This is a genomic window from Teichococcus aerofrigidensis (assembly GCF_054073225.1).
On record NZ_JBSXMU010000002.1, the window covers coordinates 21734 to 40664 of the forward strand.

Sequence of the window (18931 nt, forward strand, 5' to 3'; positions counted from 1 at the left end):
TACGCCGCCGCGCAACACGTGGAAGGTAGGACATGCCCAATCCCCCGACCGGCTTCGCGCCCGGCATCGCGCTCGACGTCGCCTCGCGCATCGGCGAGGCGGCGCTGGCCAAGGGCCGCGCCCTCGGCCTCGCGCCCCTCACGGTGGTGGTGCTGGATCAGGCCGCGCAGCTGAAGCTCCTGCTGCGGGAGGATGGCGCCAGCCTGCTGCGCCCCGATATCGCCGCGGGCAAGGCCTTCGGTGCCATGGCGCTGGGCTTCGGCGGGCGCGAGCTGGCGCGCCGCTCGGCCAAGATGCCGGGCTTCATGAACGCCTTCTCCGACCTGTGCGGTGGCCGTGCGGTGCCGGTGCCGGGGGGCGTGCTGGTGCGCGATGCCGGGGGGACGGTCCTCGGCGCGGTCGGCATTTCCGGCGATGCCTCGGACAAGGACGAGGTCTGCGCCGTGGCGGGCATCGAGGCGGCCGGCCTCATCGCCGACACCGGCGATCCGGAGTGACGCGCGCCCCGGCCGCCAGAGGCGGCCGGGACCTCAGCCGCGGCGCGTCCGGCGCCCGGCTTTAGGCGCCCTGCCGCAGGGGCGTGGGCGCGAAGGCCACCGGCGTCATCAGCCGGTTCTCCTGGCTCACCAGATAGCCCGCCTCGGCGCTGAGGCGCAGGTAGTTGATCCAGTCGGGGTCCGCCTGCATGGCCGCGCGCTTTGCCGCGCGATCGGCGGCGTCGGCATAGGCCCAGATGTGGACATAGGTGTTCACATTGCCCGTCTCCGTCGTCAGATAGGCGACGGGCATGCCGAGATGCCGGGTCTGCGCGGCCCAGCCGTGCTTCTCATAGATCTCGAGATGCTTCTTCAGCGTGCCGGGCCGGCAGACATAGGTGCGGTGGTCGAGGAGCATTCTCGCGGTTCTCCGGAAGCGTAAGTGAAGAGGGGCTTGGCGTCCTCAGGCCGGCCGCGCAATGGGCTGGACGGCATCCCGCACCGGCAGGTGCACCAGCGCGGCGAAGACGCCGGCCAGGATGCTGATGATCCACATCAGGTCATAGCTGCCCGTCCGGTCGAAGATCACCCCGCCCAGCCAAGCGCCGGTGAAGCCGCCCAGCTGGTGGCCGAGGAAGACGAGGCCGAAGATCGTGGCCAGCCAGCGCGTGCCGAAGTTGCGGGCGCAGAGGGCGACGGTGGGCGGCACGGTGGACAGCCAGAGCAGGCCCATGAGGGCGGAGAAGACCAGGATGGTGCCGGTGGTCTTGGGGGCCATGAAGAACACTACCATCAGCGCGGCGCGCGCGCCGTAGATGCCCACCAGCAACTCCCGCCGCCGCCATCTCTGTGTCAGCTCGCCCGAGATCAGGGAGCCGGCGATGTTGAACAGCCCGATCAGGCTCAGCGCGCCGGCGCCGACATAGAGCGGCAGGTGGCAGCTGGCCACGAAGCCCGGCAGATGCACGGTGAGGAAGCTGACGTGCAGCCCGCAGACGAAGAAGCCGCTGAACAGGCACCAGAAGGAGGTGCTGGCGAAGGCGCGGCGCAGGGCGCGGCCGGCGCCTTCCTCCTCGGCGGCCAGGGCGGCCTGCGGCCTCGCCTGCGGGCTGTCCCGCAGCGGCAGGGCCAGCGGCACCATCGCCAGCGAGACGGCGGCCATGACCAGCAGCGCCGTCTGCCAGCCCAGGCTGGCGATGCCAACGCCCGCCAGCGGCACCACCAGGAACTGGCCGAAGGAGGAGCCGGCGGTGCCGAGGCCGGTGGCGCGGCCGCGGTGCTGCTCGGGCAGCAGCCGGGTGAGGCTGGCCATGATGACCGGCATCCCCGCGGCCGAGACGGCGATGCCCATGATCAGGCCGGCGAAGACGGTGAAGAGCGGCATGCCGTCCGAGAGCGCCATGCCGAGGAGGCCGATCGTGTAGAGCAGCGCGCCGCCCATCACCACCACACGGCCGCCGAAACGGTCGGCCAGCTGGCCGCAGAGCGGCTGCGACAGGCCGTTGACCAGCACCTGGACCGCGATGGCCAAGGCGAAGCCGCTGGCGGTCCAGCCATGCGCCGCCGTCATCGGCGCGAGGAAGAGCCCGAAGGATTGCCGCAGCCCCATGGCCAGGGCGGCGGCCAGCACGGCGCAGAAGATCAGCGCGGGGACGGGGGAGGGGCGGAGGTCCTGGCCGGGCCCCGGCTGTGTCGGCATGGTTGTCCTTCCTCCCTCGCGGGCCAGCATGAACGGGGCGCCGCGCGGCGACAAGAGGCACGTCCGGCGGCGCCGGGCATCAGGGGCGTGGCAGGGCGGCGGCCGCCTCCAGCACCGCCCGGGCATGGCCCGGCACCTTCACCTTGCGCCAGATCCGCGCGATCCGCCCCCCGGCGTCGATGAGGAAGGTGGCGCGATCCATTCCCATGTACCTGCGGCCGTACATGGACTTCTCGATCCAGGTTCCATAGGCGGCGGCTATCTGCTTCTCCGCATCCGAGGCGAGAGGGAAGCTCAGCCCGTACTTCTGGGCGAATTTCTCGATGGGCGGCATGGGATCGGGCGAGACGCCGATCACCTCGAGCCCGCCGCGCTCCAGCGCCGGCAGGGCCTCCTGGAAATCGCAGGCCTGGCGCGTGCAGCCCGAGGTGTCGGCCTTGGGATAGAAGTAGAGCACGAAGGGCCTGCCCCGCATGGCGGCCAGGGAAACGGTCCGTCCGCCACTCGCCGGCAGGGTGAAATCCGGCGCCGGCAGACCTTCCTCGACACTCATCCCGATTCTCCGGTGAGCCGGCCCAGGCGGCGCTCGAAGATGGCCCGCACCTGCCCGGCGTGATCCTGCATCATGTGGCGTAACGCCGGCAGGTCAATCGCGCCCCTGCCGAGCAGCGGCGTGGTGGCGTGCAGCAGGGCCGCGGCCGTCGGCGTCGGCAGTTCCGCCTGGCGCCAGCGCCCGACGGTGAGGCGGAGCAGACCCAGGATGGTGCGCCACAGGCGATCCGCGGCGATCAGCCGCTCCGCCTCCTCCGCCGGCAGCAGGCGGGCCCGGGCGAGGCGGGACAGCGCCTCGACGGTGGTGGGGGAGAGGATGCGCGGATGCTGCGCGGCATGCGCCAGTTGCAGCGCCTGGGCGATGAACTCGACCTCGATCAGGCCGCCGGCCATGGCCTTGACGTCCCAGGGCCCATCGGCGGGCAGATCGCGCAGCATGCGGCGGCGCATGGCCACCGCGTCGGCGATGGCGGCATCCCCCGCATGGGCCAGCACCGCCTGCCGGATCGCCCCGCCGATGCGCCGCCGCAGCGCCACGGGCCCGGCGACGCAACGTGCCCGGGTGAGCGCCATGCGCTCCCAGGTCCAGGCGCTCTCGTCGTGGTAGCGGCGGAAGCTCGACAGCGAGGTGGCGACCGGCCCCTTGTTGCCCGAGGGCCGCAGCCGCATGTCCACCTCATAGAGCTTGCCCTCCGCGCCGGGCGCGGTGACGGCCGCGATGACCTGCTGCGCCAGCCGGCTGAAATAGGTGCTGGCCGGCAGGGAACGGGCGGCGCCGGTGCTGCCCTCGGCCTTTTCCGGATGATCGTAGATCAGCAGCAGGTCGAGGTCGGAGGCCGGCAGCATTTCCCGCCCGCCCAGCTTGCCGAGGGCGACCACCGCCAGGGAACCGCCGCGGACGCGGCCGAAGCGCGCCGAGAAATCCGCCACGACATGCGGCAGCAGGGAGGAGATGGCGGCCTCCGCCAGATCGCTGCGGGCGCGCCCGGCGTCGTCCGCGCCGATGGCGCCTTCCAGGGCGGCGGCGTCGATCTCGAACTTGCCTTCCGTCACCAGGCGCCGGGCGCCGTCCAGCGCCTCCTCGACGTGCCGCGCCCCGCCCACCAGCCCCGGCAGCATCGCCGCCGCGCCGCCCGGCCCGCCGCCGCCCAGCAGGCCCTCCAGGGAGGAGGGCGTATAGGCCAGGTGGTCCCCGAGGGCGGGGGCCGCGCCGAGGATGCCGGCGATGCGCTCCAGGAGCGCCGGGTTGCGCTGGAACAGCGACAGCATGTGCACCCCGGCCGTCATGCGCGAGAGCACCATGTCGAAGCGCGAGAGCACCGCGTCGGGCTCGCGCTGCGCCGCGACGGCGTTCACCAGGCCCGGCAGCATGCTCGTCAGCAGTTCCCGCGCGCGCTCGCTGCGGGTCGCGCGCGGGCGTCCGAGATGCCAGGCCCGCAGGGTCGCCGCCGCCTTGGCGGGGTCGGAGAAACCGAGCTCCTCCAGGGCATGCAGGGTCTGCGCATCCTCCGGGCCGGCGGTGAAGTCCGGGCCCGCCGCCGCCTCGGCCCGTGGCAGGCTCGGCCGCCGGTCCTCGAACATCTCGGCATAGACATGTTCGACGCCGCGCAGGTGATCGATCAGCGCGGCGCGGAAGGCGTCGGCATCGGGGAAGCCCATGAAGCTGGCGATGCGCGCCAGATTCTCCTCATCCTCCGGCAGCCGTTGGGTCTGCCGGTCGGCCACCATCTGCAGCCGGTGCTCGACATTGCGCAGGAAGACATAGGCATCGGCCAGGCGGGAGGCCGCCCGCCGGTCGATCTTGCCGGCCATCGTCAGGGCGGCGAGGGCACCGAGCGTCGTCGGATCGCGCAGGCCGGGATCGCGGCCGGCCCAGATCAGCTGCAGAACCTGAGCGATGAACTCGATCTCGCGGATGCCGCCGCGGCCCAGCTTCACGTCATGCCCGGCGACCTGCACCTCGGCATGCGCGCCGCGCCCCGCATGGGCGGCGTGGATCTGGCGCTTGATGCCGTGGATATCGGCGATCATCGCGAAATCCAGATGCCGGCGCCAGACGAAGGGGCGGATCTCGGCCAGGAAGGCCTCGCCCAGCGCGCGGTCCCCGCCGACGGGCCGGGCCTTGATCATCGCCGCCCGCTCCCAGTTCTGGCCCATCGATTCGTAGTAGGTGATGGCGGTCGGGATGCTGACCGCGAGCGGCGTGGCCGCCGGGTCGGGGCGCAGGCGAAGGTCGGTGCGGAACACATAGCCTCCCGCCGTCCGCTCCTCCATCAGCGTCACGAGATCACGCGCGATGCGCACGTATAGGGCGCCGGCGCGTTCCTCGTGATAGGCTGCGGCCGTCGGCTCGTAGAGCACCATCAGGTCGATATCGGAGGAATAGTTGAGTTCACGCCCCCCCAGCTTGCCCATGCCGAGGATGACGAGGCCTGAACCGCGCGCGACCTCCCTCGGCTCGTGGCGGCGGGCGCGGGGCAGGCGCAGTTCCTGGCGGGCGGTGGCCTCGCGCAGCAGATGGGCGCAGGCGTAATCGATGGCCGCCTCGGCCAGGTCGGAGAGCGCGCCCGTCACCTTGTCGAGCGGCCAGAAGCCCGTGAGGTCGGCCGCCGCGATGACCAGCGCGGCCTGGCGCTTGGCCTGTCGCAGCTGCGCCGAGACGGTGGCCCGCGTCGCGGACGGATCGGCGCGGCGCAGGGGCAGGAGAGCGTGGGCCAGGGCGTTGTCCGGCCCGTCGCGGCCGAATCTGAGCAGGATATCGCTCTCGCGCTCCGCGAGGTCGGCGAGATAGGGGCTGTGGCCTCCCAGCGCCGCCAGCAGGGCGCGGCCGGAGCCGGAGCCGGCGTAGTCACTCTCCGCGGCGCCACGCGCGGCGAAGGCCTCGGTCAGTGCCTCCGCGGCTGGCTTGTCGAAGGCGGGCGGCAGCAGGCTGGATGTCTGGGACATGATGCGGAAGCCAATCCATGCGCCCGCTGACCGGTCAAGTGCTGCGTTGCGGCGGCCTCCTCCTGCGCCTGCTGATGGCTGTCGCGCTGCTCGCCGGGCTGGGGACGGCGGCGCTGGGATGGCGCCTTTCACAGGGGCCGCTGCACCTGCCGGCCCTGGCGCGGGCGCTGGAGCGCGCCGTGCCGCCGCCGGCCGAGGGGCAGACACTGAGCATCGGCGACGCGGCCATCGCCTGGCACGGCTTCCGCGAGGACCGGCAGGCGCCGCTGCAGCTGCGGCTCACGGCGGTCCAGCTGCGCGATGCCGCGGGCTCGGTGCGGCAGGAACTGCCGGATGCGACGGTGAGCCTGGCCCTGGGCGAACTCCTGCGCGGCCGGCTGTCGCTGTTCCGCATCGCCATCCAGGCGCCCAGCGTTGTGCTGGAGCGCGACGAGACGGGCAGTATCGCCCTCGCCATGGGACGGCTGCGGCAGGAGGATCCTCAGCCCGCGGAAGCCACGCCGTCGGCAGCGGCGGATGCCCCCGGGGGCGGCCTGCTCGGCGATCTTCTCGATTCCCCGCGGCACGGAGAGCGCGAGACCTGGCTCGGCGCGCTCAGGGAAGTCGATATCCAGGAGGGGCGCCTGACCATCCTGGACCGCCAGCTCGGCCTCGTCTGGCGGCTGGAACAGGTGGACCTGGCGCTGCGGCGCGGGGCCGCCGGGCGCATGACCCTCGGTGGTACGGCCGCCCTGCGCCTGCCGGGCCAGGGGCAGGGCATGGAGGTCCAGCTGAATGGCGCGGTGGAGGGGGCGGGGCCGACGCTCTCCGGCGAGATCCTGATCCCGAGGCTGGAACCGGCCCGACTGGCCGGGCTGATCCCAGCCCTGGCGCCGCTGGCGCTCTTCGATGCGCCCCTCGCCGTCACCCTGTCCGGCCGTTTCGATGGCGGCGCGCGGGGCGCCGAGCCGCAGCTGCGTCTCCAGGTCGACAGTGAGGGCGGGCGCTTCACCGCGCAGAAGCTCCGCGTCGGCTTCGCCAGCCTCCATCTGGATGCGACCGGATCGCCGACGGCGTTGCGGCTGGAGAAGCTGCGCCTGGTCCCCGCCGCGGCGGACCCCGGCGCCGCCCGCGCCAGGGGGCGGCCGCCGGTGCTCGAGGCCAGCGGTGAGGCCCGTCTGCAGGACGCGGCCTGGATTGGCTCGCTGATCTTCGGCCTCGACGCGGTGCCGGCGGCGGATCTGGGCGACTACTGGCCCGCGGGGCTGGCCGACGGCGCGCGCAAATGGCTGGTGGAGAACCTCACCGGGGGCGAGCTGCGCAACGGACGCTTCACCTTGCGGGCCGAGGCGGGCGCCGACCTGTCCGGCCTGCGCGTCACCCGGCTCGATGGCACGATGCAGTTGCAGCGCGGCAGGGTCCACTGGCTGCGGCCCATTCCGCCGCTGGAGGAGGTGGAGGCGCGCGCCGAGTTCGGCCTCGACGAGATCCGCATCCAGCTGGCGGGCGCTCGACAATCCGGCACCGCCCTGAGCAGCCCGGGCGCCACCATTCGCCTGCTCAATCTGGACGCCGGCCAGGAACAGGCCGAGATCGAGGCGCAGCTGCGGGGCCCCGTGCCGGATATCGTCGCGCTGATTCGCCATCCCCGCCTCAAGCTGTTCGAGAACCGGCCGCTGGACCTGAAGCAGCCCGGCGGTCAGGTGGAGGGCATGCTGCGGCTCGGCCTGCCTCTCCTGGCGGACATTCCGAACGAGGCATTGCGCGTGCAGGCGCAGATGCGCATCACCCAGATGCGGCTGTCGGACGTGCTCATGGGCAAGCGGCTGGAGCGCGGTACGGCCGAGCTGACCGTCGACACGGCGCGGCTGAAGGCCAGCGGAGAGGCGCAGCTCGCCGGCATCCCGACACAGCTGAGCCTCGAGATGGACTTCCGGCCCGGCAATGCCGCGCAGGTGGTCGAGCGCTACCGCGCGGAGGCCCGGCCGGATGCCAGCCGCATCGCCGAGTTCGGACTGGACCTCGAGGGCTTCGTCAGCGGCCCGGTGGGCATCCGCGCCCTGGTGGAGCGCCGGCGCAGCGGCGAGAGCCGCGTCAGTATCGATGCCAATCTGCGCGACAGTCGCATGACCCTGTCGCCCTTCGCCTGGCAGAAGGCGCCGGGCACGCCGGCGGCGGCGCAGGCCGAGCTGGTGGTGGATCACGAGAACCTGCGGGCGGTGGACCGGTTCCAGGTCGAGGCACCGCAGCTTCGGGCCAGGGGCAAGGTCGGCTTCTCCGCCGGCAACCGGCTGGAGCGGGTCGATATCGCCGAGGCCCGGGTGCAGGACAGCCGCTTCACGGCCGAGGCGAGGCCGCCGGCGCAGGCGGGCGCGCCCTGGCGCTTCCGCGCCTCCGGCCCGGTGCTCGACCTCGGCGCCGCCCTGGCCGCCAATGCCGCGGCGGATGGCGGCGCGTCCGACACGCCCGCGACCGGACCCTCGGTCTCCGTGGAGGCGCAGTTCGACCGGGTGCTGCTGGGCGGCGGCCGCAGCCTGGCCGGCATTCAGGGCCGGGTGACGGCCGATCCGCGCGGCGTGCTGCGCGAGGCCCGCATCGCCGGCCAGGCCGGGCCGGGGGGGGCCTTCGATGTCACCGTGCTCCCCCAGGGCGGCGGCCGGAGCCTGCTGCTCAACGCCGCCGACGCGGGCGCATTGCTACGGGCTTTCGACATCCTCGATCAGGTCGAGGGTGGGCGGCTCGCCGTGAACGCCCGATGGGACGGCAACAGGCCGGGCGCCACCCTGACCGGCACCGCCGAAATGGCGGATTTCTCGGTGCGTGAGGCCGAGGGGGTCGGCAAGCTGCTGCAGGCGCTGACGGTCTACGGCATGTTCGACGCGGTGCGCGGGCCGGGCCTGAGCTTCTCCCGCCTGGAAGCGCCCTTCCGCCTGACGCCGCGCAGCCTGATGGTGGATGAGGCGCGCGCCTTCTCGGCCTCCCTGGGTGTCACCGCGCGCGGCACCATTCCGCGCCAGGGCGGCGCGATCGACCTGGAGGGCACCATCGTGCCCGCCTATGTGCTGAACTCGCTGCTGGGGCAGATCCCGCTGCTGGGGCGGCTGTTCAGCCCGGAGCGCGGCGGCGGCCTGCTGGCCGCGACGTGGCGGATGCAGGGGCCGGTGCAGGACCCCTCGGTTTCGGTCAACCCGCTCGCGGCGCTGACGCCCGGCTTCCTGCGGGGCATCTTCGGCGGCGGCACGGCGGGCAACGCGCAGCGCTGACCGGCCGCGCGCCGGGCCGCTCAGCCCGGCGCGCGCACCAGGACGTGCCGCTTGCGGCCGGCGGACAGCTTGGCCGCGCCGTCCCGCAGATCCGCCTCCGTCACCACCAGGGCCTCGTCGGAAACCGGCGCGTCGTTCAGGCGCAGGCCATTCTGCCGGACGAGGCGGCGCGCCTCGCCCTTGCTCGTGGCCAGGCCCGCCTGCACCGCGAGGTCGATCAGGGCGGCCGGCAGGCTGGCGGTGATGCCGGGCAGGGTCGCGGCGGCCTCGCCCTCCTCGAAGGCGCGGCGGGCGGTCTCGGCCGCGGCCTCGGCGGCGGGGCGGCCGTGCAGCAGGGCCGTGGCCTCGGTGGCCAGGATCTTCTTGCCCTCGTTGATCTCCGCCCCGCCCAGCGCGCCGAGGCGCCGGACCTCCGGCATCGGCAGTTCCGTGAACAGGCCGAGGAAGCGCCCGACATCCGCGTCCTCCGTGTTGCGCCAGAACTGCCAGTAGTCATAGGCCGGCAGGCGGTCGGGATTGAGCCAGACGGCGCCGCCCGCGGTCTTGCCCATCTTGGTGCCGGAGGCGGTGGTCAGCAGCGGGGTGGTCAGGCCGAAGACCTCGGCGGCGTCGATGCGCCGGTTCAGCTCGACGCCCATGACGATGTTGCCCCACTGGTCGGAGCCGCCCATCTGCAGCGCCACGCCATGGCGCCGGCGCAGCTCCAGGAAGTCGTAGGACTGCAGCAGCATGTAGTTGAATTCGAGGAAGGAGAGCGGCTGCTCGCGCTCCAGCCGCAGGCGGACGCTGTCCATGGTCAGCATGCGGTTGACGCTGAAGTGGCGGCCGACGTCGCGCAGGAACGGGATGTAGAGCAGGCTGTCGAGCCAGCGCGCATTGTCCAGCATGATGGCGTCGGACGGCCCCTCGCCGAAGCGGAGGAAGGCGTCGAAGGTCTTGCGGATGCCGGCCTTGTTGGTCTCGATCTGCGCGTCCGACAGCAGGGGGCGCGCATCGTCGCGGAAGGAAGGATCGCCGATGCGGGTGGTGCCGCCGCCGAGCAGCGCCACGGGACGGTGGCCCATCCGCTGCAGCAGGCGCAGCATCATGATGGACAGCAGATGGCCGACATGCAGGCTGTCCGCGGTGCAGTCGAAGCCGACATAGGCGGAGAGGGGCCCCTGCTGCATGCGCGCGGCGAGCGCCGCCTCGTCCGTCACCTGGTGGATGTAGCCGCGCTCGCGCGCGGCCTGCAGGAACTCGTCCATCGTCGCTCTTGTCCGTTCTGACCGCCCGGGGGCTTCCGCCCGGGCCCCGGCCCTAGCACAGTGCGGCCATGCTGCGAACCATCGGGCTGATGAGCGGCACCTCGCTGGATGGCGTGGATGCGGCGTGGATCGAGACGGACGGGGAGAGGATCGGGCGATTCGGGCCGAGCCTGACCCTGCCCTATGCGCCGGAACTGCGGCGGGATCTGCGCCGCCTGCTGGACCTGGCGGGGAGTATCGCGGCGGACGACCCCTTCCTCGCCGCCTGCGTCCGGCGCCTGACGGAGCGCCATGCCGAGGCGGTCCGGCGGCTCGGGGCGGGGGCGGAGCTGATCGGGTTTCATGGCCAGACCATCCTGCACCGGCCGGTGGCGGGACGGCCGGGGGAGGGGCGCACCTGGCAGATCGGCGATGCCGCCCTGTTGGCCCGGCTGACGGGAACGCGGGTCGCGCATGACTTCCGCTCCGCCGATGTGGCGGCGGGCGGGCAGGGCGCGCCGCTGGTGCCGGTGGTGCATGCCGCCCTCGCGGCGGAACTGCCGAAGCCGGTGGCCATCCTGAACCTGGGCGGCGTCGGCAACGTGACCTGGATCGGCCGCGATGGCCGGCTGATCGCCTTCGACACCGGGCCGGCCAATGCGCCGCTGGATGACTGGATGCGGCAGAGGGCCGGGGTGGATTTCGACCGGGATGGAGCGCTGGCTCTCTCGGGACGGCCCGAGGCGCGGGTTCTGGCCGAGCTGATGGCGCACCCCTACTTCGCGGCACCGCCGCCCAAGTCGCTCGACCGCCTCGACTTCCATCACGCCCTGGAACGGGCGGGGCTGGCCGGGCTGGCGCCGGCGGAGGGTGCCGCGACCCTGGTGGAATTCGTCGCCCTGTCGGTGGCGGCGGCGGCGGCCCACTGCCCCGAGGCGCCGCATCGATGGTTGGTGACGGGCGGCGGCCGCCGCAACGGCGCCATCATGCAGGCGCTCGCGCGTGTTCTGGCCGCGCCGGTGCAGGCGGTGGAGACGGTCGGTTGGGATGGCGATGCCCTGGAGGCACAGGCCTTCGGCGTCCTTGCCGCGCGGGTCCTGCGGGGCCTGCCGCTGACCTTCCCGGGCACCACCGGAGCGTCCGCGCCCCTCCGCGGCGGCCGTCTGACCGCCCCGCCATAGGAAAGGGGCCTGAGGACAGTCCCCAGGCCCCTTTCGCGGCCATCCGATGGAGGCCGGCGGTCAGTCCGCGGCCATCGCCATGCGGGCCCGGTTGAGCATGGTCCGCACATGATCCTCGGCGGCATCGGCGACACGCGCCGTCTGGTCCGCGGTGAAGACGTGGCCGGCGCCTTCCTGGACGCGGTAGTCGATCTGGATGCCGCGCTGCGTGTTGAGCTTGTCGACCAGCTTGCGGACGGAATTCTCCGGCACCAGCTCGTCCTCGGCGCCATGCAGGATGAGCCCGGAGCATGGACAAGGGGCGAGGAAGCCGAAATCGTAGTGGCTGGCCGGCGCGGCAATGGAGACGAAGCCGCCGATCTCCGGACGACGCATCAGCAGCTGCATGCCGACATAGGAGCCGAAGGAATAGCCGGCGACCCAGAGCATGGAGGCATTGGGATTGACCGCCTGCAGGAAGTCCAGCGCGGCCGCGGCATCGGAAATCTCGCCGATGCCGCCATCGTAGCGGCCCTGGCTGCGGCCGACGCCCCGGAAATTAAAGCGGAGAGTGGAAAACCCCATGTCCTGGAAGCGTGTGTACAGCGCGTGGACCACCCGGTTGTTCATCGTCCCGCCATGCAGCGGGTGGGGATGAAGCACCAATGCCACGGGGGCATTGGGCTGTTTCGCGTGGTGGTAACGACCCTCAAGCCGGCCATCCGGCCCGGCGAACATGACCTCGGGCATCGTCCCCTTGCATCCAGTACGGTGGGCGCGGCAGCGCCCGGTTGGGAAACCATGGCCGCTCCGGCGGACTTCCATCCGCCCGAACGCACGAAGACATTCATCGGGGTCCGATGCGGCAACGGCTTCGCCATGCGGCGCGGTTGACGCGCCAGCCCATGGCCAATAGCCTTCCGCACCCGCAGCGAGACGAGGCGCCGGCTCCCCCAACTTATGGCGTCGTCATCGCGGGGCAGGCTTCCGCTCCCCGCGACACGGACAATATTATACGCAGCCGCTCCGGGGTTTCACAACGGAAACAGGCATGGCCCCTTTGCCGCAATCTTTTGTCATGGGCGAAAGAGGCTGGGCACGCCCGCTGGCCAGGACAGGGAGAGAAGTGAATTATGCGCCTGTCTACAAGGGGACGTTACGCGGTGATGGCGATGGCGGAGCTCGCCATTCGTATGCGAGACCGTGAATTGTCCAAGGTCAGCCATGCGGTGACGACGGGGGAGGAAGAGGCCTGCCTGACGGAGCCGCCGGTCAGTCTCTCCGATATCGCCCAGGCGCAGCAACTTTCCATTGCATATCTGGAACAGCTCTTCGCCCGGATGCGGCGCGCCGGTCTGGTGGCCTCGGCGCGGGGGGCCGGCGGAGGCTATCGCCTGTCCCGCCCGGCGGCGCGGATTTCCATCGGCGCCATCATCGCCGCCGTCGAGGAGCCCATCAGCGCCACCCGGTGTGAAGTGGGCGGAACGGGCTGCGTCGCCGGCCGGAAGTGCCTGACGCATGACCTCTGGCACGAGCTCGGCGAGCAGATCCGCCTCTTCCTGACCGAGACCAGCCTCGCCGATGTCATCGAGGGCCGCGTCCGCGGCCGCGCCGCGCCGCCCCTGGCGTTGTAGCCCGCCATGCCGGTCTATCTTGATGCGAATGCGACGGAGCCGCTGCGCCCCCAGGCGCGCGATGCCATGATCGCCGCCCTGGAGCTTCCCGGAAACCCGTCCTCCATCCATGCCGACGGCCGTGCCGCCCGGCGCCTGCTGGAGGAGGGGCGGCGCCGCGTGGCCGAGCGGCTCGACGCGCGGCCACAGGACCTTGTCTTCACCTCCGGTGCGACCGAGGCCAATGCCCTGGCCATCCTGGGTCTGGGCCGGGGGCGCCGCATTCTCGCAGGCGGCACGGAGCATCCCTCCGTGCTGCGGGCCGCGCCCGGCATCGGGATCCTGCCCGTGCAGGGAGATGGCCGCATCGCCCTCGATGCTCTCGAGCGCGCCTTGCGGGAGGGCGGGGCCGCCATGGTCTGCCTGATGGCCGCGAACAACGAGACGGGCGTGCTGCACCCGATCGACGCCGCGCTACGGCTCTGCCGCCAGCATGGCGCGCTGCTGCATGTCGATGCGGTCCAGGCCGTCGGGCGGATCGCGCTGACCGTGGCGGAGATGGGCGCCGATTCTCTGGCGATCTCCGCCCACAAGCTGGGCGGTCCCAAGGGCGCCGGGGCACTCCTGCTGCGGCCTGGCCTCGACCTCGCCGCCATGCTGCCCGGAGGGGGGCAGGAGCGGGGGCGCCGTGGTGGTACCGAGGCGGTTCCGGCCATCGCCGGCTTCGCCGCCGCCATGGCGGCCTACGACCTTTCCGCCGCCGCCCGCCTGCGGACGTTGCGGGACCGGATCGAGCGGGAATGCGGGACCGATGTCATCGGTGCCGACGCGCCACGCCTGCCGAACACCACCTGCCTCCTGCTGCGCGGCGTGCCCGCCGAGACCCAGGTGATCGCGCTCGACCTCGCCGGCTTCCGGGTCTCGGCCGGCTCCGCCTGCTCCTCCGGCAAGGTGGGCCCCAGCCCGGTGCTGCTGGCCATGGGGCTGGGCGCCGACGCCGCCTGCGCCATCCGGGTCTCCCTGCCCTGGAATGCCAGTGACGAGGATGTGGACCGCTTCATCCCCGCCTACCGCGCGATGCGCGACCGGCTGCGGGCCTCCCGCTCCGCCTGAGGTTCCGGTATCCGGCAGTATCGCGATGCGCGCGGGCCGCGTGGTTCACCCGCCCCGGCCGCCGGGCGAACGGCTTGCGGTGCAGGCGCTTCCGCCTACGGCATGGTGGCCATCGCCGGCGGCACTAGCCTGCACTTCGGAAACCGCCGCATCCTCGCCATCCGCGATCGGAGAACCCTTCATGACCAGCGCCGCCCTGCTCGACCGCCTGAGAAAGGCCGTGGACGACCGTTTCGAGGAGGAGGTCGGCTTCCTGTCCGATCTCGTCCGCTTCCCCAGCCTGCGCGGGCGCGAGGCGCCGCTGCAGGACTGGATGGCGCGCCAGATGGCGGCGCGGGGCTATGCGGTGGACCGCTTCACCATCGCGGAGACGCCCCTGGCGAGCCATGAGAAGGCGAGCCCGATGATCGAGGTGGATCCGGCGGGTTCGGTGCAGGTGGTCGCCGCCTGCCGGGCGGAGAATCCCACCGGCCGCAGCCTGATCCTGCAGGGTCATATCGATGTCGTGCCCGAGGGCCCGCTCGAGATGTGGACGCATCCTCCCTATGCCGGCGTGGTGCAGGATGGCTGGCTCTACGGGCGCGGCGCCAATGACATGAAGGCCGGCGTGGCGGCGATGATCTTCGCCATGGACGCCCTGCGCGCAGCGGGCCTGAAGCCGGCGGCCGATGTCTACCTGCAGACGGTCACCGAGGAGGAAAGCACCGGCAACGGCGCCCTTGCGACACTGGCGCGCGGCTATCGCGCCGATGCCGTGCTGATTCCCGAGCCGACCGGACACAGCATCACGCGCGCCCATACCGGCACGCTGTGGTTCCGCCTCCGGGTGCGCGGCGTGCCGGTGCATGTCGCGGTGGCGCAGGATGGCAGCAACGCCATCCTCTCCGCCATGAAGCTGATCCAGGCACTGCAGGAACACACCAGGCTGCAGAACGTGGCGGCGCGGGAGGACCGCTGGTACGCCGGCACGCCCGATCCGATCAAGTTCAACCCCGGCATCATCCGCGGCGGCGACTGGGCCAGCTCGACGCCCTCCTGGTGCGAGGTGGACTGCCGCATCGGCCTGCTGCCCGGCACGGACGTGAAGCAGGCCATGGCGGCGGTGGAGCGCTGCGTCAGCGAGGCGCGGGCGGGCGACAACTTCCTGGCCAACAATCCGCCCGAGGTCATCTGGCACGGCTTCCAGGCGGACGGCTTCGTGCTGGAGCCCGGTTCGGAGGCCGAGAAGGTCCTGGCGGAGGCGCACCGCCAGGTGCATGGCGAGGAGATGCCGGCGCGCATCACCACCGCCGTCAACGACACCCGGTTCTACGGCCTCTACTACGACATTCCGGCGCTCTGCTACGGCCCCTCGGGCGAGGGCAACCACGGCTTCGACGAGCGCACCAACCTGGAGAGCCTGCGCCAGACCACGCTCTCCATCGCCACCTTCATCGCCAGCTGGTGCGGCGTTCGCGAGGCGGACTGACCGGTCCCGCGGCCATGGCCCGACCTGGGCTCATGGCCGCCATTCCCGGGGCAGCGAAAGCTTCCGATCCGGCGGGGTCGGCCCCATACTTTTGGCCATGCTGGCCGAGACCCCGCCGATCTATCTCGACAATCACGCGACGACGCCCGTGGACCCGCGGGTGCTCGCCGCCATGCGCCCCTGGTGGGAGGAGAACTTCGCCAATCCCGCCAGCGTCGAACACGCCCCGGGGCGGGCCGCCGAGGCGGCGGTCGAGGCGGCGCGGACCGAGGTCGCGGCGCTGATCGGTGCCGAGGCCCGCGAGATCGTCTTCACCTCCGGCGCGACCGAGGCGAACAACCTGGCCATCAAGGGCGCGGCCCGCTTCGCCCGGCGGCAGGGGAGCGGGCGGCGCCGGGTGATCACCCTGGCGACCGAGCACAAATGCGTCCTGGAAAGCGTGCGCGACCTGGCGGAGGAGGGCTTCGAGCCGGTGATCCTGCCGGTCGGCCACGACGGCCTGCTGGACCCGGCGCTGCTGGTCGAGGCGCTGCGCGTGCCGACGCTCCTGGTCTCCGTCATGGCGGTGAACAACGAGATCGGCGTCATCCAGGACCTCGCCGCCCTGGCGGCGCCGGTCAAGGCCGCCGGCGCGCTGCTGCACAGCGACGCGGCCCAGGCCGCGGGCCGCGTTCCCCTCGACCTCGGTGCCCTGCCGGTCGATCTGCTGTCCCTCTCGGGACACAAGATCTATGGCCCCAAGGGGGTGGGCGCCCTCTATGTCCGCCGCCGTCCCCGTGTCCGGCTGGAGCCGCTCTTCTCCGGCGGCGGGCAGGAGCGCGGGCTGCGCTCGGGAACCCTGCCGGCGCCCTTGCTGGTCGGCCTTGGCGAGGCGGCGCGGCTGGCGGGGGCCGATCGGGAGGCGGATGCGGAGAGGATCCGGACATGCCGCGACCGTCTGCTGGCCGCGCTCCGCGCCACGATCCCCGGGTTGCGGCTGAATGGTGACGCGGCGCGTCGCGTTCCCGGCAACCTCAGCCTGACCTTCCCCGGCGGCGCCTCCGCCCAGGCCATGCTGGCACGGCTTCAGGGGCTCTGCGTCTCCACCGGCTCCGCCTGCTCGTCGGCCGAGGTCGAGCCGTCCTATGTCCTGCGTGCCCTCGGACTGCCGGAGGCGGAAGCGCGCGCGACCTTGCGGATCGGCATTGGCCGCTTTACTTCGCCTGCCGATATGGACCGCGCGGCCGCCCTGCTGGCCGAGGCCTGGCGCGAAGCCCTTTCCGAAACACGAGACGCGGCGGAGTAGACAGACGGCGATGCCGAAAATGACCTTCATCGAGCGCGACGGGACGCGCCGCGAAGTCGAGGCCCCGCTCGGCCTGTCCGTCCTCGAGATCGCGCACCGGAACGACATCGACATCGAGGGCGCCTGCGAGGGCAGCCTGGCCTGTTCCACTTGCCATGTCATCGTCGATGCCGGCTGGTTCGAGAAGCTGGAGTCCCCCTCCGAGGACGAGGAGGACATGCTGGACCTCGCCTTCGACCTGCAGGAGACCTCCCGCCTGGGCTGCCAGCTGATCATGAGCGACGAGCTGGACGGGCTCGTGGTCAAGCTTCCGGCCGGCACGCGAAACGCCGGTTGAGTTCCGCCATGAAACCCAGTCTCGGACAGCCCGGCGGTCTCTATCGGTGCCTGCGCGGGGCGGCGGAGGCGCAATGGAGCGCCTATTGCTGGCATCCCTTCGTGCAGGGGCTGGCCGAGGGCACGCTGCCGAAGGCCGCCTTCCAGCGCTATCTGGTGCAGGACTGGCTGTTCCTGGTGCAGTTCGCGCGCGCCAAGGCGCTGGCGGCCTTCAAGGCGGAGAGCCTCGACGCGCTGCGCAGCAAGGCCTCCGCCCTCAACGCCCTGCTCTCCGAGATGCAGATGCATTTCGCCTATTGCAGCGAATGGGGCCTGTCGGAGGCCGATGTGCTGGCCACGCCCGAGGCGGCCGAGACCGTCGCCTACACGCGCTGGGTGCTCGACCGCGGCATGGCAGGCGACATCCTCGACCTGGAGGTCGCGCTGGCGCCCTGCACCATCGGCTATGGCGAGATCGCTCAGCGCATCCGGGCGCATCCCGGCCGGCTGCGCCAGGGCAATCCCTACGAAAGCTGGATCGAGACCTATTCCTCGCCGGGCTATCAGGCGCTGGCCAGCGACGCCGCCCTGCGCCTGGACAGGCTGGGCGTGAGCCATGGCGGCGAGGTCCGCTTCGCGACCCTCTCGGCCACCTTCACCGAGGCGGCGCGGCTGGAGGCGGCCTTCTGGCAGATGGGGCTGAACGCCGCGGCATGAGGATTCTCGTCGCCATGTCGGGGGGTGTGGATTCCTCCGTGGTCGCCGGCCTCCTGAAGGAACGGGGCCATGAGGTGATCGGCGCCACGCTGCAGCTTTACGACCATGGCGCCGCCGTCCAGAAGAAGGGCGCCTGTTGCGCCGGCCAGGACATCCACGACGCGCGCGACGTGGCGGACCGCCTCGGCATTCCGCATTATGTGCTGGACCGGGAGCAGCGCTTCAGGGACGCGGTGATCGAGGATTTCGCGGCCTCCTATGCCCGCGGCGAAACCCCCATCCCCTGCGTGCGCTGCAACCAGACGGTGAAGTTCCAGGACCTGCTCGTCCTGGCCCGTGACCTGGGCGCGGAGGCCCTGGCGACCGGCCATTACGTCCGCAGGGTGGAGGGGCCGGACGGCCCCGAGCTGCGCCGCGCCGCCGACGCCGCCCGCGACCAGTCCTACTTCCTCTTCGCCACGACACCGGAGCAGCTGGCCTTCAGCCGCTTCCCGCTCGGCGACTATGCCTCCAAGGCGGAGGTCCGGGCCGAGGCTCAGCGGCTCGGACTCGCGGTGGCGGAGAAGCCGGACAGCCAGGACATCTGCTTCGTGCCGCAGGGCCGTTATCATGAGCTGGTCGGCCGCCTGCGGCCGGAGGCCGGCGAGGCCGGGCGCATCGAGCACATCGATGGCCGCGTGCTGGGCAGCCACCAGGGTATCGGGCGCTATACCGTCGGGCAGGGGCGGGGGCTGGGCCAGGCCTCGCGGGATGGCGAGGAGCCGCTCTATGTCGCCGCCCTGGACGCGCCGCGCCGCCGGATCGTCGTCGCGCCGCGAGGCGAGCTGAGCACGCATGAGGTGACACTCGGGCAGGTGAACTGGCTGATTCCGCCACCCGAGGCGCCGCTCGCCTGCCAGGTCAAGCTGCGCGCCCGCGAGATGCCGCAGCCGGCGGTGGCGAGCTGGGACGCGCGGGCCGGGTGCCTTCGCCTGCGGCTGGAGCAGCCGGCCATCGCCGCGCCGGGCCAGGGTGGCGTGCTCTATGCGGGGGAGCGGGTGCTCGGCGGCGGCTTCATCCTGCCCCGTCCCGAGGCGGTTGACAGCGCCGGCCGGGCCGCTTAAACGGCGCCTCCCAGAC

General features: G+C 72.1%; 16 protein-coding genes. 10 read left to right on the forward strand and 6 right to left on the reverse strand.

Annotation, left to right across the window (positions count from 1 at the left end; translation table 11 throughout):
* Positions 1–32 precede the first annotated feature (32 nt).
* A complete protein-coding gene (locus ACVMLK_RS00935) occupies positions 33–497 on the forward strand; it encodes a GlcG/HbpS family heme-binding protein (RefSeq protein WP_198364854.1) in 465 nt (154 codons plus the stop codon).
* A 61-nt stretch (positions 498–558) separates the two neighbouring features.
* Here ACVMLK_RS00935 and ACVMLK_RS00940 read toward each other — a convergent pair whose 3' ends face one another.
* The 4 genes from ACVMLK_RS00940 to ACVMLK_RS00955 form a co-directional block, all read right to left on the reverse strand.
* Complete coding sequence (locus tag ACVMLK_RS00940; RefSeq protein ID WP_457485345.1) at positions 559–894, reverse strand: NIPSNAP family protein; 336 nt, start codon at positions 892–894, stop codon at positions 559–561.
* Positions 895–939: 45 nt separating this feature from the next.
* Positions 940–2175: an MFS transporter gene (locus ACVMLK_RS00945; RefSeq protein ID WP_457485346.1), complete on the reverse strand. Its 1236-nt coding sequence runs from the start codon at positions 2173–2175 to the stop codon at positions 940–942.
* 79 nt (positions 2176–2254) lie between these two features.
* Positions 2255–2728, reverse strand: coding sequence for a peroxiredoxin (locus tag ACVMLK_RS00950; protein ID WP_422924219.1), 474 nt, complete (start codon positions 2726–2728; stop codon positions 2255–2257).
* Positions 2725–5673, reverse strand: coding sequence for a bifunctional [glutamine synthetase] adenylyltransferase/[glutamine synthetase]-adenylyl-L-tyrosine phosphorylase (locus ACVMLK_RS00955; RefSeq protein WP_457485347.1), 2949 nt, complete (start codon positions 5671–5673; stop codon positions 2725–2727). The genes ACVMLK_RS00950 and ACVMLK_RS00955 overlap by 4 nt, the downstream gene beginning before the upstream one ends.
* A 17-nt stretch (positions 5674–5690) precedes the next feature.
* On the opposite strand from ACVMLK_RS00955, the gene ACVMLK_RS00960 reads away from it, so the two are divergent.
* Positions 5691–8915 (forward strand): YhdP family protein, encoded by a 3225-nt coding sequence (locus tag ACVMLK_RS00960; RefSeq protein WP_457485348.1) that lies wholly within the window; start codon positions 5691–5693, stop codon positions 8913–8915.
* Positions 8916–8935: 20 nt separating this feature from the next.
* Here ACVMLK_RS00960 and tyrS read toward each other — a convergent pair whose 3' ends face one another.
* Entirely contained in the window at positions 8936–10162 is a 1227-nt protein-coding gene (tyrS, locus tag ACVMLK_RS00965) for a tyrosine--tRNA ligase (RefSeq protein ID WP_457485349.1), read from the reverse strand.
* Between the two features lie 71 nt (positions 10163–10233).
* Between tyrS and ACVMLK_RS00970 the strand changes: the two genes are divergently transcribed.
* Positions 10234–11322, forward strand: coding sequence for an anhydro-N-acetylmuramic acid kinase (locus tag ACVMLK_RS00970; protein ID WP_457485415.1), 1089 nt, complete (start codon positions 10234–10236; stop codon positions 11320–11322).
* Positions 11323–11382: 60 nt separating this feature from the next.
* Here the strand turns inward: ACVMLK_RS00970 and ACVMLK_RS00975 are convergent, their stop codons facing one another.
* Complete coding sequence (locus ACVMLK_RS00975) at positions 11383–12051, reverse strand: alpha/beta hydrolase (RefSeq protein WP_198364861.1); 669 nt, start codon at positions 12049–12051, stop codon at positions 11383–11385.
* 383 nt (positions 12052–12434) lie between these two features.
* Between ACVMLK_RS00975 and ACVMLK_RS00980 the strand changes: the two genes are divergently transcribed.
* From ACVMLK_RS00980 to mnmA, 7 genes are all read left to right on the forward strand, one after another.
* Positions 12435–12935 carry an Rrf2 family transcriptional regulator gene (locus tag ACVMLK_RS00980; protein WP_457485350.1) on the forward strand — a complete coding sequence of 167 codons (501 nt, stop codon included), beginning with the start codon at positions 12435–12437 and terminating at the stop codon, positions 12933–12935.
* 6 nt (positions 12936–12941) lie between these two features.
* Complete coding sequence (locus ACVMLK_RS00985; protein ID WP_457485351.1) at positions 12942–14027, forward strand: cysteine desulfurase family protein; 1086 nt, start codon at positions 12942–12944, stop codon at positions 14025–14027.
* 181 nt (positions 14028–14208) lie between these two features.
* Positions 14209–15495: an ArgE/DapE family deacylase gene (locus ACVMLK_RS00990; protein ID WP_457485352.1), complete on the forward strand. Its 1287-nt coding sequence runs from the start codon at positions 14209–14211 to the stop codon at positions 15493–15495.
* 97 nt (positions 15496–15592) lie between these two features.
* Positions 15593–16780, forward strand: a complete 1188-nt coding sequence (locus ACVMLK_RS00995) for a cysteine desulfurase family protein (protein ID WP_457485353.1) — start codon at positions 15593–15595, stop codon at positions 16778–16780.
* A 10-nt stretch (positions 16781–16790) separates the two neighbouring features.
* On the forward strand, positions 16791–17117 hold the full coding sequence (locus ACVMLK_RS01000) for a ferredoxin family 2Fe-2S iron-sulfur cluster binding protein (protein ID WP_198364866.1): 327 nt from the start codon (positions 16791–16793) through the stop codon (positions 17115–17117).
* A gap of 8 nt (positions 17118–17125) precedes the next feature.
* Entirely contained in the window at positions 17126–17812 is a 687-nt protein-coding gene (locus ACVMLK_RS01005; RefSeq protein ID WP_457485354.1) for a TenA family protein, read from the forward strand.
* Positions 17809–18915 (forward strand): tRNA 2-thiouridine(34) synthase MnmA, encoded by a 1107-nt coding sequence (mnmA, locus tag ACVMLK_RS01010; RefSeq protein ID WP_198364868.1) that lies wholly within the window; start codon positions 17809–17811, stop codon positions 18913–18915. Before ACVMLK_RS01005 ends, mnmA begins: the two co-directional genes overlap by 4 nt.
* Positions 18916–18931 lie beyond the last annotated feature (16 nt).